This window comes from Paraburkholderia sp. 31.1 (assembly GCF_014397645.1).
GTDB classification, from domain to species: domain Bacteria; phylum Pseudomonadota; class Gammaproteobacteria; order Burkholderiales; family Burkholderiaceae; genus Paraburkholderia; species Paraburkholderia tuberum.
On the sequence record NZ_VZQN01000003.1, the window covers coordinates 198,242 to 212,211 of the forward strand.

Here is a 13,970-nt window from a genome sequence, read left to right on the forward strand (position 1 = left end):
AATGAGCGGAGATCGAGCAAGACTTGTCTAACCGGAAGCGAAGGGCAGAATGAGCGCCCTCTAACGCCGATGATCACGAGTATGTGCGATGAACCTGACGTCATTGCGCATCAGAAGCGGCTGTGGTCGCTTCGCGCTGCTACCACATCATGCGAACGCTAACTGGCGAGGTCCGGTTCTTCGCACTACCCAGTGCTGCCGCCTTGCGTCCGGATGGCTCCTTCTTAAGCGTCCTTTAAGCACCACGGCCTAGCTTTAAAGCGTCAACTGTTCGAAGTTCAAGCCCTGTGAAAGTCTCGCATGCCATATGCGCCGCCGATGTGAGCGCGCAAGGCCGCATGCGACGTCTGGAACTGGACACTCGCTGAGGAGAATGAACCATGAAAAGGCATCAGGTTATCGCTGTCATGTGCGCGTTGCTCTCCGCCGCCTATTGTGGTGCGGCCGTGCAGGCCGCCGAGTCCCCGCGGGCCGTCGCGTCGGACATGGGCAAAGTCTCGGGGAAAGGAAACGAGGCGTTCCAGCAGATCGAACTTGCGCGGCTCGCAATCTTCAACGGTAACGGTTCGGAGGCCGCCACGCTTGTAAAAGCCGCCCAGAAATCACTGCAGGAAGCGCAGGCTGACAATACTGCTTTTACCAAGGCTGAAAAAGACTTGAAACTTCCACCCACGGCTTCCAGCGCGCCGCATGTCCAAGCGGACGTCGCTCGCGCTTCGCAGGAGTTGATGTGGCTTCCAGTTGGCGCTGACGTAACTATCACCGACAATCTCGCCCAGTCTTCCGAGAAATCCAAAGCGGTGGCATCCGCGAATGAGCACATCAAGCAAGGTCAGCGGGATCAGGCGCTCAACGCCCTGAAGGTCGCGAATATTAACGTTGCCTACACCATGGAACTCGTTCCGCTAAAACTGGTGATCGCGGACGTCAATGACGCTGCGAGGCTGATCTCTCATCACCAGTACTATCAAGCAAATGACGCCCTCCGGCAGGCGGTGGCGAGCGTGCGGTATGACTGGGTCGACCTGGACGCCATTCCTCAGCACGCACAAACCGCACAAATGGCTTCGAAGCCTGCCGAGCATCCCGCCTCGTCCGCGAGCGCACGATGAATCTGTCCGCGATGCCAAAGCGTCCCTGGCGGTACAGAGGGACAATTTAGCGTTAGCTTATTCTGAAGGTTCATCACGCCCCCAAAGAGCAGTCGATCATGGCATTTATTGCCTCCGCTTATGCCACGACACGACGAACGTCGTGCGCAGCTAATGAGCGCTGCCCGCGAGTTAGATTCATGTCGACCTGCCTGCGCGCCGGTAGGGTATGGTCCGCGCATCTGATCTTTATATAGCACAATGTGACACATTGGCCTACACTTTGGATATCGAGATTAGCGCAAGCCTCGTTGCTGGTTATAAGCGTCGATTGCATCAGGCGACCGTCTCGGCGTCCGTCGCAACGGCACAGTTGTCCTTCGCGGAGAGGTCTGTATGCTTGTTACGTTCAAGTGCCGTTCAACTCCGGACGTCGTCATGCTGCGGAACCTCGCGGAATATCTCCTCGCAGCCATTGGTAAGCAAGTCGCCACTCGTGGCGTCATCAGCCACGACGAACTGGGTACGGTGATAACGCGACTTGAACGCGCTATCGAAGATCAGGCACGCACTGAATTAGCCCTCAACGTCCTCCATCACGTGCCGAACGACCATAGTTCAAACAGTGCGGCCGCGACCGTCGAACATCGCGCCTGGCCATTGCTCGACATGATGCGCGAGGCCCATCGCCATGGCGACGATATTCTCTGGGGTATTTAGACCGTTGGAGCACTGAGGTACCGGCGCATGTCTTCGTTATCGCGAGACAGCGCCGATGCCGTTGTCAGCGCAAGGGCGTTCCAGGGATAGACGCGATAAGTCTGCAGATGCGACCTGACGTTCAAAGGATCATCGTCGCCACGCGCATCGAACCCGGCGCCGACGCATCATTTATTAGCGACCTGCCGCATCGGACCAATAATTCTCGACATGTCGCGAAGCGAAATGATTGCGATCCGACGTAATCGGCGCGAGCGGTAAATCGCGCGTGCCCATCGGCGTGCGGGCGGCGGTGCCGCGCGCGACACGAGCGAGGGCTCATGGGCCGGGTTTTAAGTTTCGTTTAAGTTTTCGCGTCTAAATTCCTGGAAATGTCATGTCGTGCCATAATATTGCACCAGGCTTTCAGCGGGTGCGGCGCGGAATCGCGTGACTTCGACGTGTCCTCAGCTTGCCGGTCAAGCACGTCCGACTGCTGCATCGGCAGCTATCTTCACCCAGCGACTGCTGGGTTTTTTTTTACACGATATGAGCGCAACTTCCACATCGGCCACTTCCCGCTCGCGCATGAGTGCGCTCGAGCTGCGAGCGACGCTGTCGCTCGCAGCGATCTTTGCACTGCGCATGCTCGGTCTCTTCATGATCATGCCGGTGTTTTCGGTGTATGCGAAAACCATTCCCGGCGGCGACAATCTCCTGCTGGTCGGCATCGCGCTGGGGGCGTACGGCGTCACTCAATCGCTTTTCTATATCTTCTACGGCTGGGTTTCCGACAAGGTTGGCCGCAAGCCAGTTATCGCGACGGGTCTCGTAATATTTGCGATCGGCAGCTTCGTCGCCGCGGGGGCGCACGATATTGTGTGGATCATCGTCGGTCGCGTGATCCAGGGAATGGGCGCCGTTTCCTCCGCGGTGCTCGCTTTTATTGCCGACCTCACTGCCGAGCAGCACCGCACAAAAGCAATGGCGATGGTGGGTGCCTCGATCGGCATTTCTTTTGCGGTGGCGATCGTGGGTGCGCCTCTGGTGTTCCACTGGCTCGGGATGAGCGGCCTGTTCTCGCTGGTCGGCGCGCTCTCGATTCTCGCGGTGGGCGTGGTGATCTGGGTCGTGCCGGATTCGCCGAACCGGCCCGTCCATTTGCGGGCGCCATTTGCCGAAGTGCTCCACAACGTCGAGCTGCTGCGCCTGAACTTCGGCGTGCTCGTACTGCACGCCACGCAAACGGCGCTGTTCCTTGTGGTGCCTCGCCTGCTCGTCGACGCAGGGCTGCCGGTCTCGTTGCACTGGAAGGTCTATCTGCCGGTCATGGGTATTGCGTTCGTCATGATGGTGCCGGCCATCATTGCCGCGGAGAAGCGGGGGAAAATGAAGGCCGTGGTCGTCTCTGCAATCGGTCTGATCCTCATTGGCCAGCTATTGCTTGGCTCGCTCGAACATACACTCGTTATCGTGCCCGCCGTCCTGTTCGTGTATTTCCTCGGCTTTAACATCCTCGAAGCGTCGCAGCCCTCGCTCGTCTCGAAGCTCGCGCCGGGCGATCGGAAGGGTGCGGCCACGGGCGTATACAACACCACGCAGTCGATCGGCCTTGCCCTCGGCGGCGTGGTTGGCGGCTGGCTTCTAAAACACGATGGCGCGAACGCGGTGTTTTACGCGTGCTCCGGGCTCGTATTGTGCTGGCTCGCAATCGCGTTCAATATGAAGGTTCCGTCACCGCGGAAAGCCTGAGTCGCGCTTCTGGCGCGACATGCAGCCGGTGAGGGCGTCGCCGGAAAAAACCCAGAAGAAAAACAGGGGAACAGATCGTGCGCATTCTCGCGCTGATGGACCGTCGAAAGCTGCAGCGCATCAACCGGTTATGGCTCCACTATGGCGTGTTCTGGCTGGGGGCGATCGCCGTAGGCCTGGTCGCGGTGCTTTACGCGAAGCTGATCGATTTCGGCTACGCTGTGTTCCTTCGCTATGCGGCTGACCGGTTCTGGCTGCCTCTGATCGTGGCGCCCGCAACAGGCGCCGTTACGGTGTGGCTTACACGGCGCTTCTTTGACGGTTCCGAGGGCAGCGGTATCCCCCAGGTGATCGCCATGCTGCACGGGCCGAACGAACTCGGGCCACGGCTGCTCACACTGCGTATTCTCGTTGGAAAGATTCTGGTCTCGTTCCTGGCCCTGCTCGGCGGCTTTACCATCGGCCGCGAAGGTCCGACCATTCATGTTGGCGCCGCCCTGATGTTCAGCCTGAGACGCTTTTACCCGAGTCGTTTTCTGGCGATCCGGCCTGGCGTGCTGGAGCGCAGACTCGCGCTCGCGGGTGCGGCCGCCGGTTTGTCGGCGGCATTCAATGCTCCGCTCGCAGGCGTGGTGTTCGCCATTGAGGAACTCATGCGCAGCTTCGAGCAGCGCGCGAGCGGCGTGCTGATCACGGCGATCATCTTCGCTGGCGTCGTCTCACTTGGGCTTCAGGGAAACTATGTGTATTTCGGCACGATCGATATCGGGTCGGGATTGCCCCGATGGCTCAGCCTCGCCGTAGTGCTGATCGGTGTCCTTGCGGGCGCGCTAGGGGGATGCTTCTGCTGGCTGTTGCTCAACACGAAGCGCTGGATGCCCGAAGTTCTGCTCGAACTGCGCGTGAAGCGGCCTGTGCTGTTCGGCGCGCTATGCGGCCTGGTCATTGCGCTCGTCGGCGTGAGCGCCAATGGCCATACATTTGGCAGCGGCTATGCCGAAGCGCGGAGCATGCTGGAAGGCAGCGCGCATGTCAGCGCGGCATACCCGCTCCTGAAGATGGTCTCGATGGTGGGGTCGTATCTGCCAGGCGCGCCCGGAGGCCTGTTCGCCCCGTCGCTCGCGATCGGGGCTGGCATCGGCAACACCGTTCACATGGCGTTCTCGCAGATCCAGCTTCCGATGCTCATCGCGCTCGGCATGGTCGGCTATCTGGCGGCGGTCACCCAGAGCCCAATCACGGCGTTCGTGATCGTCATCGAGATGATCAACGGGCACGCGCTCGTTATCTCGCTGATGGCCACGGCGCTCATCGCGAGTCGCGTCTCGCGCTTTTTTGCGCCACCGCTGTACGAGGCGCTCTCGGAGCGTTATCTGCGCAAGCCGTGAGGCAAAGGCGACGGTAGGTCGAACAGACATCGACGGAGTTCATATGGGGATCGCAGACAGAATCGAAAAGCGTCTATTGGGCATGGCGCGCGTGCTATGTCTGATCGCGCTAGTTGGCGCCATCCTGGCGATGATCGCATTAATGTTTGCGCTTGGCGTTCCGAGGACGGCAGCTGTTATCACAGATCCGCCCGTCAGCGCGAGCGAGGTACTCTCTTCGATAGCGGGTTCGGAGGCGGCCAATGACGGTCTGAAGATCGGCAGCGCGAACGGCAACGCCATGGCGGATGTCGCTGGCGCCGCGGGATTAATTATCCCCGCTCCGCTTAATGCCCTGTTGAACCAGAATAATGCAAGCCAACCGCTGCTCAAGGCGTGGCTCGAGCGTATTCCCCAAGCCGACCGACAGCAGTTCCTGGATGAACTGTCCGACGTCGTTGCGGCTGCCGGGCAGCACGCTGCTACGTGGGAATGGGACAACCGCGAGCGGTATGTTGCAGCGGCCATGGATCAGTATGCCCGTGTCAAGATTTGGCGGATTGATGCGGCCCAAAGCGCCGTTCAGGCGGCAGAGGGCAAAAACGCTCAGTTCGGTTCGTCGCTGGGAATTCTTCTCGCGTTGACAGGTTTCCTGACTTTGCTGCTACTGCTCACAGCGATCGAGCGCAATACGCGTAACAGCGCGGTGAAAAGACAGGAATGAGCTGGCGCGACTTGAGATGGGATGCCGATGTGAGGTGTTTTCTGTTGCACCAGCTGTTCTGAACCGGCGCGACCTCTCGCCACTCGCACAGCGCGGGCCGGAGACGCACGCCGGATTAAAGTCGAGACAGGTGGCGCAGTCGCTCCTCTGACGGCAGAGTCGATCGCTCGACCTGCTGGTTTGATCTGTCGGAGCGTTTCGGAGGCCGCGCCAACGCGAGGCCAAACTCACTTCTTGTGATTCTGACCGATGGCCCGGGGCAACGTGCCGAGCGGGAGATCACCGCGAACAGGTATGCATGGGGACGCAACGTGCTCGCCGCCGAAGCTGGCGATAAAACGCAACCGTTCACAGTGATCGTGATGAAAGGCACTAGTCATTGCGGCGCTGGTTGCACACTCGGCGACATTGTTGTCGAATGGTCAGCGTTTGCGTTTCCAGGGTTGGCGGTGTGGTTCGGATGGCACAGCGTATTCAACGAGAAAACTTTTGCCGTCTGGATCCCGGACTTCATGATCGCCTTTCTGCTAGGAATCGGTTTTCAGTACTTCACCATCAAGCCGATGCGCGACCTGTCGATTGGACAGGGCGTGATCGCTGCAGTCAAAGCGGATATTGCCTCGATAACCGCGTGGCAGATTGGCATGTATGGAGCAATGGCGATCATTCAGTTCTTATGGTTCAAGCCGGTTTTTGGCGGCATCGCGAACGTGACAAGTTCGGAGTTCTGGTTCGCCATGCAGATCGCCATGCTCGCGGGCTTCGTAACGAGCTACCCTGTGAACTGGTGGCTGATTCGTTCCGGTGTGAAGGAGAAGATGTAGACCAAACCCTCAGCGAAAAGGGCGCTGATGGCGACAGGCAAAATCGCAACTGACGTGAAGGCGGTCCCACAGGATGTGCGGCGATTGGATACTAGCTGCGTCCCAAACGCGTTCACCCGGACAAAACGTGCATTGTGATGGATGGCGGATGACCGTAGTAATTTGGACCTCACCCCCAATACAACCAACGTGCGACTTCACGCGCTCGTGAGTCCGCGGAGATGGGCAGGCGTCGAACAAACCTCAAGACCACCCGCCGGCCGACTCAGTTAGGCAAGTGGCGTGGTCGTACCTTAAAAGTCGTCGTTGTGGTCAGAGAAGCTCGAACCCTGGTTCAGGGTTGATCGCGTTGAAAAAGGCCGTGACCCGACTGTATCGCTGACAGTATCGACCTCTCAGTGGTCCGGCGTAAGCGTTGGCGTAGGTTTGTACGAGAAGACTCGCCCGCGTCGCTATTTCGACGAGAACGAGTAAACCGGCTCGATAAGCGGGTTGGCGGTGGCTTGCGGTGCTTGCCACCAGGCCAGCACCGCCGCTTGACCCGCCCGCGGCTCATGACTGAGAACCTAGAACACGCCGAAATCGTCATTGCTGTCGGGAATCGCGGCGAGCAGGTTGGCAAGCGCGCGCCAGCCCATGAAGCTCGATAGCCTTATCGCTATGCGCAGCCAGCGCTCGGCGCGTGAGCTCGGGTGCGTTGACGGTGTTGACGGTGTTGACGCTACGCACTGCATCCGTCGCATTGCGTTTTTCGTTGATCTGGCGTCGATCGATGCGCGAAGCAACGGGCAGGTCTGCATGCTGTCTCTCCAGTGTTGAACGCCTTCGACGCTGTTCGCGCCGCGCCACGCCGTCCGCTTGCCCTACATCCACGCGGATCAGCGCGCCGCCGCTGCCGTACCGGCCACGCCCGATAGCAGCGCCCTCAACACCTGTCGCAACGTGGTGGCGCCGAAGCGTCGCTCGCTGATATTCGCCTCGACGTCGATGCGTCCAGCGTTGTGCGCGTCGTACAGATCGACGATCAGTTGGGCGTGCCGCTCGCCGAGCCCGGCGCCGCGCAGCACGGCACTCCATTCGTCGCGCGGCACCCGGTGGGCGATAACCGGCCGCCCGGACAGATCCGCCAAGGTACGCGCGACGTCGAGCGCGCTTACCCGCTCTTTCCCTTCGATACTGACCACCCGTGGCGTCGCGCGCGAAGGCCCTTCATCGAGCAGCAACTGCGCGGCAAGCTCGCCGACGTCCTGCGCCGCGACGGTCGGAAACAGCTTGTCGAGCGGATCATGCAGACTCGGCAGCGCGCCCCGGCCGAGCGCGACCGGCAGCACGCGTGCCCAGTTCTGCATGTGCTCGGCGGCGCGCAACAAGATCAGCGACGACGCGACGGTGCGCAACTGCGTTTCGAGGTAGTGGAACAGCGTCGTGATGCCGGTGCCATCCGCGTGCTCGGCGCCGTAGTCGGACAGCGCGAGGAGCCGCGGTGGCGCGCTCATGCGCAAAGCCGCGACGCCCGCGTCGATGATGCGCCGCATCGCGGCCGCGGGATCGTCATGCGCTCGCGGCACCGGACAGAGCCATTGCACTGCCTGCGCGCCGTCGATCGCGCGCGCGACCAACTGTGGGTCGTTCAGGTCGGCGATCGCGAGCTCGCAGCCGATTGCCGCGAGCGCTTCGGCTTGCGTGGCGTCGCGCACGACCGCGCGTACCTGGTGGCCCGCGCGACGCAAGGCGGTTGCGCTCGCGTGTCCCACGTGACCGGTCGCTCCGAAAATGACGAACACGTTGTGCTCCTTTCGAGGATCGCTATGACGTGATGGTAGGGACGCGGTGCTCGCGAGGCGCTCAGATCTGGATGACTTTGCGCAGATCTGGATGATTTTTTACGCCGATGCCGCGCAGGTCGCGCAGGTCGCGCAGGTCGCGCAGGTCGCGCAGGTCGCGCGAATCGCGTTGGCTGTTCGCGAGCTACGAAATTCCGTCACGACGGCGAACCTGCCAAAAACGCCGCACAATGCAGGCATCTCGCCGTCATTCAGCTCACTCAGGAGACAAGCGATGAACGCCGTCACCCCGATTCCCGCGCCTGCGCCGCACAGCGGCTCGCGCATCGCCGTGCGCACGAGCAGGGCGCTTGGCTGGCAAGGCTTCGGTGCGGAGCTGGTCAACGTGTCGGCCGGTTTGCATCGGATGTCCGCGTTTCGCCATCATCGCGTGGGCGTGCACGTTGGTGCGCCGGTGACTGCGCGCTGTCTGTGCGATGCGCGCCGCCACACGCGGATTCAGGCGCACGGCGACGCCGACGTGATCCCCGCGGGGCTCGAAGGTCAGTGGAACGATGACGCCGCCTGCACGATTTTCAGCGTCTGGTTTGCAGAGGACTTCGCGCGACGGACGGTCGAGCAACTCGCGTTGAACTCGGCCGACGCGCAGCTGCGCCCGCGCTTCCAGATGCGCGATCCGCGCTTTCAGCATCTCGCCTGGGCGCTGCGCGCGGAGCTCGAAGCGAACGACGCGTCCGATCCGCTCTACGCCGAAAGTCTGTGTACGGCGATGCTGGTGCGTCTGATCGGCGTCGAACCCATGCCGGGCAACCGGCGGCGTACGCTCGCGCCGCGCACGGCCGCACGTGTGATCGAGTTTATCGACGCGCATCTCGATCAGCGTCTGACGCTCGACGAGCTCGCCGCGCAGGCGCAACTGAGCGTGCCGCATTTCAAGGCGCTGTTTCGCGACACGCTCGGTGTGCCCGTGCATCAGTACGTGGTACAGCGCAGGGTCGAGCGCGCGCGAACGCTGCTGCTGCAGGGACGCCTCAGCGCAAGCCAGATCGCGCTCGAAACGGGCTTTGCGCATCAGAGCCATATGGCGCACTGCATGTCGCGTTTGCTCGGTGCAACGCCGCGTGAACTGCGCGGCGCCGCGCGCGATGACACGGCCATGTCGGGGCAGGAGAACCCACGACGTTGATGCGCGAACCGCGCGGCGCGGAACCCATCCGCTTCAACCGGGCGCGGCCCCCGTCAACTGCGCATAGACATCATGCGCGAGCTGCAGCAGCTCCTTGCGATCGATCCCACCCGACACCGCATAGCCAAAATCGCCGTCGACCCAATAGAACACGTTGACGGGCCCCGCCTGATACAGCTTGAACGCGGTCGTATTCGCGTTCTCGCGACGATGCGAGATGCACAGCGTGACGCGCTCGCCGTTCGGTCCGCGATACATGAACTGCGCGGTCGGACCGTCGTCGCCGGGCAGCAGGCGGCCGCCCGACAGCATGAATCCGCTCTTCGACAGCATCGGCGGATGGACCTCGGTGCCGAGCCGGTTCGCGAGCCATTGCACGAAGTCCTGCTCGCGATCGGCGCTCATGTCGCCCGGCCGGTCGATCGCCGGCATGTAGACGACGTGCGCGAGCGCCGCCTGGCGTGCGAAGCCCTCGGCGCTGTCCGCGCTGACCGGACGATTTCCGGCTTGCGTTTCGGCCCCTGGGTCGGTTCGATCGATCGCAACCGGTGGAATCAGATCGTTCCTGTGCATGCCGATGCCCACGCCGAGCACGAGCGCCGCGGCCATGCCCGCGAACTGCGCGGCAAAACGCGGCCAGTTCGCGGCTGCTCGCGCGCGGCGCGGCGCACCGGTCTGCAGACGCTTCGGCACGGGCTCGCTGAGCACGCGGTCGTAGCGCTCGTGAAGCAGACCATTGAGCGAAAAGTAATCGCTGACGCGCGCGGCCAGCTCCGGATTCTGTTCGAGCGCGCGCTCCACCTCGTCGCGCCGCTCGCCGGACAGCGTGCCGTCCACGTACGCGTGCAAGTCTTCTTCGCCGATCGGCATTTGCGGCTCGCTCATCGCACCACCTGTAATTTCGCACCGGGCTGGGCGCCCGCCATCAAAGCCCGCAGCCGTTCGCGTCCGCGCGAGAGCCGCGACATCACCGTGCCGATCGGAACGTTCAGCGCGAGCGCGACATCGGCATAGCTCATCTCCTCGAGACCGACCAATAGCACCACCTCGCGCTGTTCGACCGGCAGCCGCTGCAACGCGTAGTCGAGGTCGCGCATTTCGAGCGAACGCGTCTGGCCCGACGGCACCGCGAGCTCGCTTTCGGCGATGCTGTCGTCGTCGACCGCGACGTGGACTGCGCGTGCCGACGCCTTGCGCGCCTGATTCGCGAAGACGTTGTGCATGATCGTGAACAGCCACGCGCGCAGATCGGTGCCCGGCTGGAACAGACGGGTGCGGCCGAGCGCGCGCTCGAGCGTGTCCTGCACGAGGTCGTCGGCGAGCTCCCGATTGTTGATCAGCGCCCGCGCATAGCGCCGCAGACGCGGCACGTGCTCGATCAGCTCGTCACGGACATCCATGGTTGATCCCGGTGAAGGGGCGTGGGGGTTGCATCGGCTTCACTCGCGTCGGTATCGATACGCGCCGGGCCGGTCACGGAGGCTTCCGTCGCACGATGCGTTCGAACTGCAAACACCTGTCAGCGCATTTTATTCCGCGAGGGCCGCGCGCACCGGCGTCAGCGCGCGCTCATCACGTCGGCGGCGCGCATCAGGCCGTGGGTGCGCGCATTGCCCGCGACGACGAAACGCTGCCGCTGCGCGGTCCACGTCAACAGCCGCAGCTCGCCGATGCGGCGCGCGGCCCACTGCGGCTCTTCCCGCGCAAACGGCGCCGCGGCCGACAGCACGACCACCGGTTGCTGATCGCCGTTCAGATAGACGAGTTCGTCCGCGCGCTGCAATGGCCCGAGCCGCAGCACGCGTTGCTCGACGAGGCGCAGGCCGATCGCGCCGAGATCCGGCGCGGCTGGATCGACGCGCGTCGGCGATGCCGAGGAAAAGGGCCGTGCGGCGGCTTCGGCGAGCGCCATCACGGCGGCATTATCGAGCGCTCGTGCCGACACCTGAGTCGCCAGGAGCCAACCGCTGATGGCGCTCAGCATCAGCGCGAGCGCGACGAGCGCGACAAGCGTTCGGCGTGCGCGACCACCCGGTTGCGGGCGCATGCGCAGCGGGCGCGATCCGCCGAGGCGCCCAGGCGCGGGCTCCTCGGCGGTCTGAAAGGTGGCCTGGATCTGTGCGTTCAAGCGGTCGTAAAAGGCGACACGCCGTGCTTCCGCCGGATGCTTGCCGAGATAGTCGCGCAGCGACGCGGCGCGCTCGGGCGTCAGCGTGCCGTCCGCATAGGCCTGGATGTCGTCTTCGGAGAGCGGAGCGCCGGAGGGGCGGTGAGTCGAGGTCATGATGATGCGTGGTCTTGATTGCTGCTATCGGACGGCAAACACGGCGGCGGGGACATTTATTCCCCGCGCCGGCGATGTTTTTTTCACGCCACGAATACAGGAATAAACGCTGCCCACCCGTGGTTCTCCCTGGTGCGAACCCGCACAATTCTCCAAGGAGTCGATCATGAAAAAACTTTCGTTCGTTGCTTTGTCGTTCGTCGTTCTCGCCGCTTCGTCGAGCGCGTTTGCGCAGGGCAAGACACGCGCTCAGGTGTACCAGGAACTGATCGAGGCGCAGCAGAACGGTCTCGACTACATCACCGACGCGTCGTATCCCGATGTCAGTCCCGTGTTCGCACGTCAGGTCGAGCAGCGCAAGCAGGCGCTCGCCGCGCAAGCGGCGCTCGCCGCGAGCCACGTCGCGAACTCGGGAGCGCCGGCTGTTGGCACCCATTGAAGCAGCATCGGCCACTGGCGCGCGAATGGGTTTGAATGTGCGCGCCAGGGCCGGATGGAATAGACCGTAGCGAGGCGTGTTCGCCCGTACGTTGGTCGATGAGTCGATCGACCCATCGATCGAATCATCGATCCATCCGGCAAGGAGTTTCCGTGACACCACCCTTCGCACCCAAACCCAACCCCGCCGGCTCCGACCCGCGCCCGATCTGCGTGCCATGCCGGCTCGCCGCGATCCGCGCGGTCGCGCTCGCGCTCGCGCTCGCGGGCGGCTTCGCCTACACCGCGGGGTGGCTGACGCCCGCGCGTCTGACCGCCCCGCGCATCATCGATACGTTCGAGGCGGTCGCGGGCCCGCATCCCGGCTATCGACGCAATCACGCCAAGGGCCTGTGCGTCGACGGCTATTTCGACAGCAACGGCAATGGCGCGGCGCTGTCGCACGCGGCAGTGTTCGCGCCGGGCCGCACGCCGGTGTCGGGTCGCTTCGCGGTGCCCGGCGGCAATCCGTCCGCGCCCGATACGAGCTCGCCGGTGCGCAGTCTCGCGCTGCAGTTCCGGCTTCGCGATGGCGAACAGTGGCGTACCGGCATGAATTCGACGCCGGTGTTCGCGGTGCATACGCCTGCGCAGTTCTATCAGCAATTGCTGGCCGCGAAGCCCGACCCTGCGACCGGCAAACCGGACCCCGCGAAGCTGAAGGCGTTCTACGCGGCCAATCCCGAGACGCAGCCGTTCCAGCGCTGGGTCAAGTCGCACGCGCCGTCGTCGAGCCTCGCGAACGCCGCGTACTACGGCATCGACGCGTTTCTGTTTACCGATGCCCACGGCACGACGCGCGCCGTGCGCTGGGCCGTCGTGCCCGACACGCCTTACGCGCCGATCACCGCGGCGCAGCAGGCCGAAAAGAACTTCCTCGCCGCCGATCTCGAAGAGCGTCTGCAACACGGACCGTTGCGCTGGCATCTGCTGTTGACCGTCGCGCAACCGGGCGACCCGACCAGCGACGCGACGCTGCAGTGGCCCGACGACCGCCAGCGCGTCGACGCGGGGACGCTCGTGATCGAACGCACCACGTCGCAGGAGGACGGCGCCTGCCGCGACATCAACTTCGATCCGACGATCGTGCCCGCCGGCATCGCGCCATCGGACGATCCGCTGCTCGCCGCGCGCTCTGCGGCCTACGCACAGTCGTTCCAACGCCGCACGCGCGAGGAGGCGCTGCATCCCGAGATCCATCGAACCCAGCCAAACGGAGAGCCTTCATGACGCGCACCCGCACTCACTTCAGTCCGCTCGCGCGGCTGCTGCACTGGACGATGGCGCCGCTCATCGTCGCGATGCTGTTTATCGGCGTGGGCATGGTGGCGACGGTATCGCGTGCCCATGATGCGTTGGTCGCGCTGCATCGGCCGCTCGGCATCGCGTTGCTGCTGCTCGTGCTGGTGCGGCTCGCGGTGCGCGTGATGCGCGGCAGTCCGCCATTGCCCGCGCGCATGTCGAAGCCGCAACGAATCGCGGCGCATGCGTCGCACCTCGTGCTGTACGGGCTGATGCTCGCGATGCCGCTGATCGGCTGGGCGATGCTATCGGCGGCCGGCTATCCGGTCACGCTGTTCGGTCCGCTGCATCTGCCGCCGATCGCACCGCACAACGTCGCGCTGTTCGCGCTGCTGCGCGCGCTGCATACGTGGCTCGCGTTCGCGTTGTTCGCGACGGTGCTGCTGCATCTGGCGGCGGCGTTGTTGCATGGGCTGATCCTGCGCGACGGAGTGTGGGGCAGCATGGCCCGCGGCGAACGCTAATATGGGTCGAACCGCG

The 13,970-nt window shown here is 63.4% G+C and carries 15 protein-coding genes; 10 read left to right on the plus strand and 5 right to left on the minus strand.

Translation table 11 applies throughout. The features are described from left to right. Positions 1 to 380: 380 nt before the first annotated feature. The 6 genes from F6X37_RS03185 (at position 381) to F6X37_RS03210 (ending at position 6,457) form a co-directional block, all read left to right on the plus strand. Entirely contained in the window at positions 381 to 1,112 is a 732-nt protein-coding gene (locus tag F6X37_RS03185) for a YfdX family protein (protein ID WP_187610278.1), read from the plus strand. A 375-nt stretch (positions 1,113 to 1,487) separates the two neighbouring features. Continuing rightward, the gene (locus F6X37_RS03190; protein WP_090805945.1) at positions 1,488 to 1,811 is read left to right on the plus strand and encodes a DUF1840 domain-containing protein; all 324 of its coding nucleotides are present in this window, start codon (positions 1,488 to 1,490) and stop codon (positions 1,809 to 1,811) included. A 567-nt stretch (positions 1,812 to 2,378) separates the two neighbouring features. Further along, the gene (locus F6X37_RS03195; RefSeq protein WP_187610279.1) at positions 2,379 to 3,542 is read left to right on the plus strand and encodes an MFS transporter; all 1,164 of its coding nucleotides are present in this window, start codon (positions 2,379 to 2,381) and stop codon (positions 3,540 to 3,542) included. A 95-nt stretch (positions 3,543 to 3,637) separates the two neighbouring features. Continuing rightward, positions 3,638 to 4,930: a chloride channel protein gene (locus tag F6X37_RS03200; protein ID WP_187610308.1), complete on the plus strand. Its 1,293-nt coding sequence runs from the start codon at positions 3,638 to 3,640 to the stop codon at positions 4,928 to 4,930. A 43-nt stretch (positions 4,931 to 4,973) separates the two neighbouring features. Beyond that, positions 4,974 to 5,633 carry a hypothetical protein gene (locus tag F6X37_RS03205; RefSeq protein WP_187610280.1) on the plus strand — a complete coding sequence of 220 codons (660 nt, stop codon included), beginning with the start codon at positions 4,974 to 4,976 and terminating at the stop codon, positions 5,631 to 5,633. A gap of 236 nt (positions 5,634 to 5,869) precedes the next feature. Continuing rightward, a complete protein-coding gene (locus F6X37_RS03210; protein WP_316251930.1) occupies positions 5,870 to 6,457 on the plus strand; it encodes a DUF4396 domain-containing protein in 588 nt (195 codons plus the stop codon). A gap of 566 nt (positions 6,458 to 7,023) precedes the next feature. Here F6X37_RS03210 and F6X37_RS03215 read toward each other — a convergent pair. Beyond that, positions 7,024 to 7,257: a hypothetical protein gene (locus F6X37_RS03215; protein ID WP_187610313.1), complete on the minus strand. Its 234-nt coding sequence runs from the start codon at positions 7,255 to 7,257 to the stop codon at positions 7,024 to 7,026. A 78-nt stretch (positions 7,258 to 7,335) separates the two neighbouring features. Continuing rightward, positions 7,336 to 8,241: an NAD(P)H-binding protein gene (locus F6X37_RS03220; protein WP_187610281.1), complete on the minus strand. Its 906-nt coding sequence runs from the start codon at positions 8,239 to 8,241 to the stop codon at positions 7,336 to 7,338. Between the two features lie 274 nt (positions 8,242 to 8,515). Between F6X37_RS03220 and F6X37_RS03225 the strand changes: the two genes are divergently transcribed. After that, positions 8,516 to 9,427, plus strand: coding sequence for a helix-turn-helix domain-containing protein (locus F6X37_RS03225; protein ID WP_187610282.1), 912 nt, complete (start codon positions 8,516 to 8,518; stop codon positions 9,425 to 9,427). Positions 9,428 to 9,460: 33 nt separating this feature from the next. Here the strand turns inward: F6X37_RS03225 and F6X37_RS03230 are convergent, their stop codons facing one another. The 3 genes from F6X37_RS03230 to F6X37_RS03240 all read right to left on the minus strand — a co-directional run bounded on the left by F6X37_RS03230 (position 9,461) and on the right by F6X37_RS03240 (position 11,711). Beyond that, the gene (locus F6X37_RS03230) at positions 9,461 to 10,312 is read right to left on the minus strand and encodes an anti-sigma factor family protein (protein ID WP_187610283.1); all 852 of its coding nucleotides are present in this window, start codon (positions 10,310 to 10,312) and stop codon (positions 9,461 to 9,463) included. Further along, positions 10,309 to 10,827 (minus strand): sigma-70 family RNA polymerase sigma factor, encoded by a 519-nt coding sequence (locus F6X37_RS03235; protein WP_018421072.1) that lies wholly within the window; start codon positions 10,825 to 10,827, stop codon positions 10,309 to 10,311. Before F6X37_RS03235 ends, F6X37_RS03230 begins: the two co-directional genes overlap by 4 nt. Positions 10,828 to 10,985: 158 nt before the next feature. Beyond that, entirely contained in the window at positions 10,986 to 11,711 is a 726-nt protein-coding gene (locus F6X37_RS03240) for an anti-sigma factor family protein (protein ID WP_187610284.1), read from the minus strand. 166 nt (positions 11,712 to 11,877) lie between these two features. Here F6X37_RS03240 and F6X37_RS03245 point away from each other — a divergent pair, with 166 nt between their 5' ends. The 3 genes from F6X37_RS03245 (at position 11,878) to F6X37_RS03255 (ending at position 13,954) form a co-directional block, all read left to right on the plus strand. Next, on the plus strand, positions 11,878 to 12,150 hold the full coding sequence (locus F6X37_RS03245) for a DUF4148 domain-containing protein (protein ID WP_187610285.1): 273 nt from the start codon (positions 11,878 to 11,880) through the stop codon (positions 12,148 to 12,150). A gap of 152 nt (positions 12,151 to 12,302) precedes the next feature. After that, positions 12,303 to 13,418, plus strand: a complete 1,116-nt coding sequence (locus F6X37_RS03250) for a catalase family peroxidase (protein ID WP_316251931.1) — start codon at positions 12,303 to 12,305, stop codon at positions 13,416 to 13,418. Further along, positions 13,415 to 13,954 carry a cytochrome b gene (locus F6X37_RS03255; protein WP_187610286.1) on the plus strand — a complete coding sequence of 180 codons (540 nt, stop codon included), beginning with the start codon at positions 13,415 to 13,417 and terminating at the stop codon, positions 13,952 to 13,954. The genes F6X37_RS03250 and F6X37_RS03255 overlap by 4 nt, the downstream gene beginning before the upstream one ends. Positions 13,955 to 13,970: the final 16 nt, after the last annotated feature.